Annotated in this window: 7 protein-coding genes and 1 pseudogene; 4 read left to right on the forward strand and 4 right to left on the reverse strand. The window is 44.8% G+C overall.

Features of this window, described 5'->3' with window-relative positions; genetic code table 11:
• Window positions 1-73: 73 nt before the first annotated feature.
• A pseudogene (locus tag QUA27_RS27575) lies at window positions 74-235 on the reverse strand (IS66 family transposase); the annotation flags it as partial.
• Between the two features lie 66 nt (window positions 236-301).
• On the opposite strand from QUA27_RS27575, the gene QUA27_RS26660 reads away from it, so the two are divergent.
• From QUA27_RS26660 to QUA27_RS26670, 3 genes are all read left to right on the forward strand, one after another.
• Window positions 302-754, forward strand: a complete 453-nt coding sequence (locus QUA27_RS26660; RefSeq protein ID WP_333071998.1) for a helix-turn-helix domain-containing protein — start codon at window positions 302-304, stop codon at window positions 752-754.
• A 153-nt stretch (window positions 755-907) separates the two neighbouring features.
• A complete protein-coding gene (locus QUA27_RS26665) occupies window positions 908-1,075 on the forward strand; it encodes a hypothetical protein (protein ID WP_333072000.1) in 168 nt (55 codons plus the stop codon).
• Window positions 1,076-2,419: 1,344 nt separating this feature from the next.
• Window positions 2,420-2,644: a hypothetical protein gene (locus QUA27_RS26670; protein WP_333072001.1), complete on the forward strand. Its 225-nt coding sequence runs from the start codon at window positions 2,420-2,422 to the stop codon at window positions 2,642-2,644.
• Window positions 2,645-2,784: 140 nt separating this feature from the next.
• Here QUA27_RS26670 and QUA27_RS26675 read toward each other — a convergent pair whose 3' ends face one another.
• The 3 genes from QUA27_RS26675 to QUA27_RS26685 all read right to left on the reverse strand — a co-directional run bounded on the left by QUA27_RS26675 (window position 2,785) and on the right by QUA27_RS26685 (window position 5,820).
• On the reverse strand, window positions 2,785-3,807 hold the full coding sequence (locus QUA27_RS26675) for an ABC transporter ATP-binding protein (protein ID WP_333072006.1): 1,023 nt from the start codon (window positions 3,805-3,807) through the stop codon (window positions 2,785-2,787).
• A gap of 587 nt (window positions 3,808-4,394) precedes the next feature.
• Complete coding sequence (locus QUA27_RS26680) at window positions 4,395-4,583, reverse strand: hypothetical protein (RefSeq protein ID WP_015175516.1); 189 nt, start codon at window positions 4,581-4,583, stop codon at window positions 4,395-4,397.
• Between the two features lie 313 nt (window positions 4,584-4,896).
• The gene (locus tag QUA27_RS26685; RefSeq protein WP_333072003.1) at window positions 4,897-5,820 is read right to left on the reverse strand and encodes a histone deacetylase family protein; all 924 of its coding nucleotides are present in this window, start codon (window positions 5,818-5,820) and stop codon (window positions 4,897-4,899) included.
• 396 nt (window positions 5,821-6,216) lie between these two features.
• Between QUA27_RS26685 and gyrA the strand changes: the two genes are divergently transcribed.
• The gene (gyrA, locus tag QUA27_RS26690) at window positions 6,217-8,928 is read left to right on the forward strand and encodes a DNA gyrase subunit A (RefSeq protein ID WP_333072005.1); all 2,712 of its coding nucleotides are present in this window, start codon (window positions 6,217-6,219) and stop codon (window positions 8,926-8,928) included.
• The last annotated feature ends 229 nt before the right edge of the window (window positions 8,929-9,157 follow it).

Here is a 9,157-nt window from a genome sequence, read left to right on the forward strand (position 1 = left end):
GATTTTAAATCATCCAAATCTTCCTTCAGTCTTGTCTTATGGTACTCTGGCTGCTTAAAAACTGTCCGGAGTATTGCCACAACAGTTCTTGTTGTTTTTCGTAGGATAAATGTCCGCAATTATTTATCCATCCCAAAAAAGCTTGCAGTCTGATTCCGAGATCTGGTCCCGGTACTATTTCTGGCGACCAGTCTGCTGTTTGTGTTTCCCCACACTCGCTGCAAATACAGGTATATAGCAATCCTAAATCATAATCAAGATTACGATACAATTATATGCAATACTTGATTAGGATAAAAAAATGAATAACTTACAAGGGTCACAAAAAGACATGGAAAAAGAAATCACCCAATTAGAATCTTTCATTAAAAGTGATATCGATGCAAGAGAACTAAAACGAGCAATAGCTGTCAGGATGGCGCTTGAAGGTAAGCTGTACTATGAAATTAGCAAAATGTTAAGTGTAAGTGAATTCTTTGTGGGTTATTGGAAAAAGATTTTTAAAAGCCAAGCAGTCGAAGGAATAAAACTAGGATATAAAGGCTCGCAAGGGTATTTGACAGAGCGACAAACGGATGTAGTAGTCGAGTGGTTAAAGAATAAAGAAACTTGGAACTTAGAGGAGTTAGTGACTTATGTAGAACAAGAGTTTGGTGTGAGCTATAAATCAAAACAGAGCTATTATGAGCTTTTCGCTGCTGCCAATATTCGTTGGAAAAAGAGTCAAAAAATTAATCCCAAATCCGATGACTAACTGGTAAAAAAAAAGCGGGAAGAAATTAACGAAATTTTATCTAAAAACAAAACTGGCATAGAATCTGGGAAAATAATAGTATTATTTTTAGATGAATGTCATCTACTTCATGGCGATCTGACAGGCTACGTTTGGGGTCGCTCAGATAGGAGAATGGAAATTCCAATTACTAATGAAAAAGAGCGACAAACTTATTTTGGTGCTCTCAATTATCAAAGCCAAAAATTTCACGTTCAAAGTCATCCATCGGGCGATGGAAAATCCACGGTCAAATTTATTAAATATTTACAAGCTAAATATAAAGGGCGGAAAATTATCTGAATTTGGGATGGAGCTAGTTATCATAAATATGGAGAATTTAGAGACTTTTTATTAGAACTCAATGGTGACAAAGAGCCGGATAATTGGTCAATTACTTGTATTTTATTTGCTCCCAATGCTCCCCAACAGAATCCCGTTGAAGATATTTGGTTACAAGCTAAAAACTTTTTAAGAAAGTATTGGTATTTATGTAGGTCTTTTAAAATTGTCAAATTTTTGTTTGAGTTTTTTACTAACGAACATAAATTTGATTTCCCCAAAATTCATCAATATACTTGTACATAGAAAATCATTTAGGAACGCTATATCTCTGGGAAGGTAACAACCAGCCTGAAACCCATACCTTTGTAAGCATTGAGCTAATCTGTGCTAAAAAAAATAGGCAGCATAATTGTTACACGCTTGCCTATCTAAAAAATAATGATACTAACATTCTACCTCATTCATTTAAAAAAACAACTAAGTTCAGCTCAATTTAAACTGATTGGAATCTTGCTACCCTTGATACAATCAGAAAAATAAGTTAGATTAGAACGGCTCTCCCGGGTATTTCCCTATCCAATTACAACCGAAAGTCGGCGCATAAAACTACAAAGATTTCCGGATTTACCAAATTTAAATATCTCATTAATTTGGTTCCCATTAATTACTTATTGGTTGACCACTTATTGCCCCATTGGTACTCGTTTATCAAGATCAATCGACCGCAGTCAATGGGGGCGCATTAATCTCTTTATGGTTAGCCTGATCTGGGAGCGAAGAGCAATTCCATTCTACTGGTCACTGTTGCCCAAACTGGGAAACAGTAGCCTCGACTCACAGACTACCAATTTACAGCAAGTTTTACCATTATTTTCAGAATATAAAGTCATCGTTTTAGGAGACCGTGAGTTTTGTTCTGTCAATTTGGGAAACTGGCTAAGGGAAAAGGGTGTATCTTTTTGTTTAAGACTGAAAAAGAATTATCTTAATCGACGAAACGGAACATTTAGTTTGGCAAGGGTTAGATGAATTATGAACAGTACCAGGAACCTGTTTATATTGTCAAGGAAAAAGAGTGAGAACAACAGGGACCTCTAACCGGATTTGATATTGCTTGTAAGTGGAAAAGGAACTACGGGGGATGGAAGGTGGATGAAGCATGGTTTATTCTCACAGATTTACAGCAATTTACCAGTAGCCATCTATGCTTATAAGCAGCGGATGGGTATTGAATAAATGTTCCGAGACTGTAAAACAGGAGGCTACGATATTGAAGGAACTAGCTTAAAAGGAAACCGGCTTATTAACATGATTTTGCTCAGGTCCCTCGCCTACAGTTAGGGAATATTTCAAGGTACTGAAATGAGGAAAAAGCAGGTACAAAAATATATATTTGGCCGCAAAGAACCTAAAAAAAGATACCGCAGACGGAGTACATTTGGTGTTGGTTTAGATGGAGAAAAGTGGGTCACTTATCTAGAACATTATTCTGACGAGGTAGAACAGTTAATGAAGTTAACTCCTTCTAAACGCCGCTTTTATCAACAAGGTATGGGAGCCGCAACCCTTATACAGTCTATCTCGTAGACATCTTTGTCACCCCCCCAGCACTCTCCTCTTAAGATTATATAGCAGAAGGAAGAAGGTTTTTTCTTCCTTCTTCCCTCTTCCTTATATCCGTTACATCCGTTACAAAATCGGTTGCCGAACTTCCCTCTTCCTTCAAACTACGATCGCATCGCCTGTTTTTGCTCCGCCTTCAAATCGCGGTTGCTAGCAGCAGCCAACTCCGCATCCAACAGCGTCTTACCAGTCGCAGCCAAATACACATCATCCAAACTCGGCCGAGATTGAGCAATCCCAAAAGTAGGCAATCCAGCATTTTTTAAAGCTTGCTGAATAGTCACCAGCGCATCGCTTTGCGGTGTTACTACTAAATTCAGAGAATTTCCTTGAGCCGCGTTGACAATTACTTCCTGCACAAAAGGCAAAGATTGCATGAGAGTTTTGGCTTTTTCGGCTTCTTCGATCGGCGAAAACTCGCGAATCCGCAAAGTCACCCGATCGCCTCCAACCCGATTTTTCAACTCCTCCGGCGTGCCCTCAGCAATCACCGTACCCTTGTCAATAATCGCCACGCGATCAGCCAAAGCGTCAACTTCTTCGAGATAGTGACTCGTAATCAAAACCGTCGTACCTTCTTCCCGCAAGCGGCGCAGGAAATCCCACACTACCACCCGGCTTTCAATATCGAGCCCGACAGTCGGTTCGTCTAACACCAAAACATCCGGCTGGTGAAGCAACCCAGCAGCTAAGTCGAGGCGTTTGCGGATACCGCCGGAATAAGTACCCGTCTTTTTATTTTCCCACTCCTCCAAACCGAGGAGTTTCACCATTTCGTCAATCCGCCCTTTAATCGTATTGCGCGGCAAATGGTAAAGCGCTGCTTGCAGTTGCAGGAGTTCCCGCCCCGTCAGCACCTTATCGAGAGCAACTTCTTGGGCGACGTAGCCGAGTTTTTGTCTGGCAATTCTCGGCTGACTGACAGCAGAAATGCCAGACACTTCAATGCGTCCGCTATCGGGCGCACTCAAAGTACAAAGTACCCGCAGGGTTGTGGTTTTGCCTGCACCGTTGGGGCCTAGCAAACCAAATATTTCCCCCGGTTCTACCTTGAAGGAAACATCTTTAACGGCTTCTACAGTGCCGTAGCGTTTCTGAAGATTTTCAATTAAAACGGCGGGAGCCATATATTTTGGGGATGAACTGGTTGTTAATATTTTGACACTTCCGGGCTCAAATTGCCGGAATGGTCGATCGAGCAATGCGACTCGGTGTGCTTGTAACGATCGCACACTCCTCCTCAACCGGAAACTGCTTATAGTTTTGATTCTTAATATATGTTTAAGAAATATTAACTTTATAGCGGTTTTCAACCCTGATATTCATCACTTTTCCCACTCTCGAATCTCCCATCTCAACTCCAAAAAATTATGAGTTTTGAGTTAATTATAACTTTTCAGTTAACAACTCAAAACTCACAAGTTTTCAACAAGTAGAGATGCACCCGAAACCTGTCATTTTATAATTATCTCTACCTCTAGGCTGATGTGTAGCGAGATTTTGATGATAATTAACACTCTGGTCAAATACATCACAGTCTCGATCCAAGTATGAAACACAAAAAACTTCCCTAAGTGGCAAGTTATACTTGTAATGAGTTCCACAGAAAATGTAACAGTATTTCCGTGCTCTCAACCCCGATATTTATCAGTCATTACCAATTCTTTAATGGAAAAGGGTCTTAACTCCCCTACAGGGAGGCGCTGCCATGTCTTTAATCGACAATTTTTACCCAACCGCGACGCACGTTGTACAGCAGTCGGTTGATGATGGCATACTCATCTTCATTGAGTGTTCTTTCTAAGAGTGCAGATCTGAGCTGTCTCCGGTCGTGGCGAGTCACGACGCTGGAGAACATGACCTGACCAAATAACTCTTCGAGTGTCATTTGGGATACTGACATGATAAACCTCCTAGTTGATTGAGACAGATAAAATTTTAACAGGCTTGTTGTATTTGTATTATGCACTCTGGGAGTGACTTCAAAGGCGATCGAAAACATTGACACAGTGTGATTTTTTGGTTAAAAATCTGTGACCAAGACTTTGATGCCCAGTGACTTGGATCTATTCAATTTGTGATGCTTGTCACTGAAGTCAGGAGGAAGGAGTCAGAAGTCCGAGGGAAAAAGACCATCAAGGAGGATCGCCCTCAAAAACTCTCCATCCCGTCCTCACCGCTTCTCAACCTTATTTTTCCCTATGCCAATTTTCCAGCTAATTGAGGCATCGGTCAATAGTCGCCACAACCGACTCGGCCAAATCTTTCAGCGCGTAACCCCCCTCCAATCCAAAGGCGATGCGACGGGTGAGTTGCAGGCAGTATCCGGTGAAAGTACCGAAATCTGACGGAGCCAGAGTCATACTCGCCAGCGGATCGGAGGCAGTAGCGTCATAACCAGCGCTGACAATCAACAAATCCGGTTCAAAGTTGGACAAAAAAGGCACGACAAGAGATTCAAAGGCGCTCAGGTATTCAGCTATGCCGCCGCCCGGATAGAGGGGAATGTTCAGCACGTTCTCGTAGGCACCGCGCTCCTCGGCATCTCCCGTTCCCGGATAGCACGGAGATTGGTGCAGGGAACAGTAGGCTATTTGGCGGCAGTGTTCCACCAAAGATTGAGTGCCGTTGCCGTGGTGCACGTCCCAGTCGAGGACGGCGACGCGGTTAATTCCCGGCTGTTCCAGGGCGTAGTGAGCAGCGATCGCAGCATTGGAAAACAAGCAAAAACCCATCGCGCGGGCTTTTTCGGCGTGGTGTCCCGGCGGCCTGGCCAGCACAAAAGCCGGTTCCCCCGCAGCCACCACTCGATCGACCCCATCGAGCCAAGCACTCGCCGCTAGCAGCGCTACGTCGTAACTTTCGGCAGAAATCGGCGTATCACCGTCGAGGTAGCCGCCTCCCCGATGAGCCAAATGTTCGACTTCTTTGATGTATCTTTGCGAGTGAACTTTTTTGATAGCCGAGAACAGTGCTTTTTCGCGCTGCGCCACTGGGGTGGGCAGTTGCCACTCAATTTGAGCCGCCCAAGGAGCAGCTTTCAGAGCGTTGACGATCGCCGTTAAACGTTCTGGTCGCTCTGGGTGAAGCATTCCAGTCTTGTGCAGCAAAAAATCTTCGGAGTAGATGACGGGTAGCATCGGCAGATTTTAGATTTTAGATTTTAGATTTTAGATTTTTAGTTTGCTTTAAGAAGGCCTTCGGTTTTGTGAAATTAAAATTGCGATCGGGCCACCATTTTAATTTTTTATATAGCCCTCAAAAAAACTCACCAAAGCATGAAACCCGACCGCCTAAAAAAACATTTCTAGCTTTTGCCAACCGCTGACCAAATCACCAACTGACAAATTATCAATTGTCCTTGTTTCGTCCCTTAATTTTTCTGGCAACTTTCCCATAAAGTCAAAGGCAAATTGTGATATAATTTTAGGAGTAATTTGCAATATTTGGCAGCTCTACTGAATCCAAACCGATTTTATCGCATTTTTGAGATTTATAGCGGTCAAATTTAAATTTTTAACGGAGTTTTTCAACCTATGAGCACCTCTGAGTCGCGGATAATCCCGACGGATCTGGGTAATGAGATGTCCCGATCGTACTTGGAATACGCCATGAGCGTAATTGTCGGTCGGGCGCTACCAGATGCCAGGGACGGTCTCAAGCCCGTTCACCGACGCATTCTCTACGCCATGAACGAATTGGGCTTGACTCCCGATCGACCTTTCCGCAAATGCGCCCGCGTCGTGGGGGAGGTGCTGGGCAAGTATCACCCGCACGGAGATACAGCGGTTTACGACGCCCTGGTGCGGATGGCTCAGGATTTTTCCATGCGGGAACGCCTGATCAACGGCCACGGCAACTTCGGCTCTGTTGACAACGACCCGCCCGCTGCCATGCGGTACACCGAATGTCGCCTCACAGCTTTGACGAGCGACTCCATGCTGCGCGACATCGACTCCGAAACAGTTGATTTCGGCGACAACTTCGACGGTTCCCAGCAAGAACCCCTCGTACTCCCGGCACGCATTCCCCAAATTTTGCTCAACGGTTCCTCCGGGATTGCTGTAGGGATGGCAACCAACATTCCGCCACACAATTTAGGCGAAATAATTGACGGTTTAGTAGCACTAATCCACAATCCAGCAATTACTGACCTGGAATTGATGCAGTACATCCCCGGCCCGGACTTTCCCACCGGAGGGCAAATTCTGGGCAGAAGCGGCATTCGCGATGCTTACACCACCGGGCGCGGTTCGATTACAATGCGCGGAGTCGCCGGCATTGAAACCATTGAACATCCGGGCCGCCCCGACAAAGAAGCAATTATTATCACCGAATTGCCTTACCAAACAAACAAGGCAGCGCTAATTGAGAAAATTGCCGAACTTGTCAACGACAAAAGATTAGATGGAATTTCCGACATTCGCGACGAAAGCGACAGAGACGGAATGCGGATCGTGATCGAACTCAAGCGCGATGCCTATCCCCGCGTCGTCCTCAACAACCTCTATAAACAAACACCACTCCAAGCCAACTTTGGAGCCAATATGTTAGCGCTAGTAAACGGGGAACCCCAACTACTTACGCTCTCCCAATTCCTCAATGTCTTCCTAGACTTCCGCATTGAGACAATTACTCGCCGGACTCAATACGAACTCCGCAAAGCAGAAGAACGCGACCACCTTCTGCAAGGGTTATTAATTGCCCTAGAAAACTTAGATGCAATTATTCACCTAATTCGCGCCGCTGCCGACTCCGCCGCAGCGAAACAAGAATTGATGGATAATTACGGTCTTTCTGAACAGCAATCCGACGCAATTCTGCAAATGCAGCTCCGGCGTTTGACAGCATTAGAAGCCCAAAAAATTCAGCAAGAACACGAAGAACTGCGAGCTAAAATCGAAGATTTGGAAGATATATTAGCGCGCCGGGAACGCATCTTAGAAATCGCCGAAGTTGAAGCAGTCGAAATCCAAACAAAAATCGCCACTCCTAGACGCAGCGTCATCGAGCACGCCGAAGGAGAAATCGATGAAAGAGATTTAATTGCTAACGAACAAGCAATTATTCTGATCACAGAGCAAGGCTACATCAAGCGGATGCCGGTCAGCACTTTCGAGGCCCAAAGTCGCGCTACTCGCGGCAAAGCAGGCGCGAAAATGAAAGAAGACGACGGAGTAGAACATTTCCTTTCCTGCTGCGATCATGACAGCGTTTTGTTCTTCAGTGACAGGGGCGTAGTTTACTCTGTCAAAGCTTATCAAATCCCAGTCTGTTCGCGGACTGCCCGCGGCACTCCTGTGGTACAACTGCTGCCGATTCCTATAGAAGAAAAAATCACTTCTATGGTGTCAGTTACAGAATTCACCAGCGAAGAATACTTGGTCATGCTGACTCGCGGCGGCTACATCAAGAAAACCGCACTTTCGGCTTTTGGCAACATCCGCACTAATGGATTAATCGCGATTTCTCTAGAAGAAGGCGACCAACTGCGCTGGGTGCGGAGAGCAAAAGTGGGCGACAGCATCATCATCGGCACGCGCCAAGGGATGGCAATTCATTTCCGCACTAATCACGAACAGTTGCGCCCTGTAGGTCGCGCGACGCGGGGTGTAAAATCGATGAAATTACGATCGGGCGATGAGTTGATCAGCATGGACATATTGCCCAGTTCAATTGTTGCCGAGATTGCTGAATTGGAAACTGAAGATTCGGAATTTGAGGGAGCTAATATTGCTCAGTTAGAAACTGAAGATTCGGAATTTGAAGTAGCAGAAATTACTGACCTAGAAACTGAAGATGCGGAATTGGAAGATGAAGAATTAGAACTGCAATCCGAGGAAATTGAAGGCGAAGAAGCCGAAGAAATTACCAAAAGTAGCAGCGACGTTCCTTCAGTGTTGGTAATCACCACCAACGGCTATGGCAAGCGGGTTCCAGTTTCTCAATTCCGCCTACAAAGACGGGCTGGCAAAGGATTGACTGCTACTAAATTCAAGTCTAAAAAGGCTAAAGATTACGTAGCTGCGCTGCGAATTGTCAACGAAGATGACGAGTTAATGATCATTACCAACCGAGGTATTATTATCCGTCAGGCTGTGAGTGCAATTTCCACGCAATCGCGCACAGCAACAGGCGTGCGGGTACAGCGGTTGGACGAGGATGATTCGATCGTAGCTGTGGCTTTAGTGCCGCCTGCTGGTGAAGAATCGGCCGAAGAATCGGAATCAGAGGAAGTGGCAGAATAGTCATAGGTTAATAGTTTGTAAGGTACGCGCTGCGTACCTTACTGCTGAATGGTAAAAATGCGATCGTCTATTCCCGCTTTCTGCCTCCAAGACTGGTCAACATTTAATATTAATTATGAAAAAATACCTCTAGGGACACGGCATTGCCGTGTCCTTATACCAATTTACTATGAAGTTGCACTTAATATAGCTTCAAGGATATAATCCCAACCACAGAGAGATAAAACTT

The organism is Microcoleus harperi Pol14_C6 (assembly GCF_036701295.1).
Classification (GTDB): domain Bacteria; phylum Cyanobacteriota; class Cyanobacteriia; order Cyanobacteriales; family Microcoleaceae; genus Microcoleus.

Excerpts from the sequence above, each read along its gene's own strand:
- QUA27_RS26670 (WP_333072001.1), top strand. The coding sequence starts at position 2,420 with ATGAGGAAAAAGCAGGTACAAAAATATATATTTGGCCGCAAAGAACCT.
- QUA27_RS26675 (WP_333072006.1), bottom strand. The coding sequence starts at position 3,807 with ATGGCTCCCGCCGTTTTAATTGAAAATCTTCAGAAACGCTACGGCACT.
- QUA27_RS26680 (WP_015175516.1), bottom strand. The coding sequence starts at position 4,583 with ATGTCAGTATCCCAAATGACACTCGAAGAGTTATTTGGTCAGGTCATG.
- gyrA (WP_333072005.1), top strand. The coding sequence starts at position 6,217 with ATGAGCACCTCTGAGTCGCGGATAATCCCGACGGATCTGGGTAATGAG.
- QUA27_RS26665 (WP_333072000.1), top strand. The coding sequence starts at position 908 with ATGGAAATTCCAATTACTAATGAAAAAGAGCGACAAACTTATTTTGGT.
- QUA27_RS26685 (WP_333072003.1), bottom strand. The coding sequence starts at position 5,820 with ATGCTACCCGTCATCTACTCCGAAGATTTTTTGCTGCACAAGACTGGA.
- QUA27_RS26660 (WP_333071998.1), top strand. The coding sequence starts at position 302 with ATGAATAACTTACAAGGGTCACAAAAAGACATGGAAAAAGAAATCACC.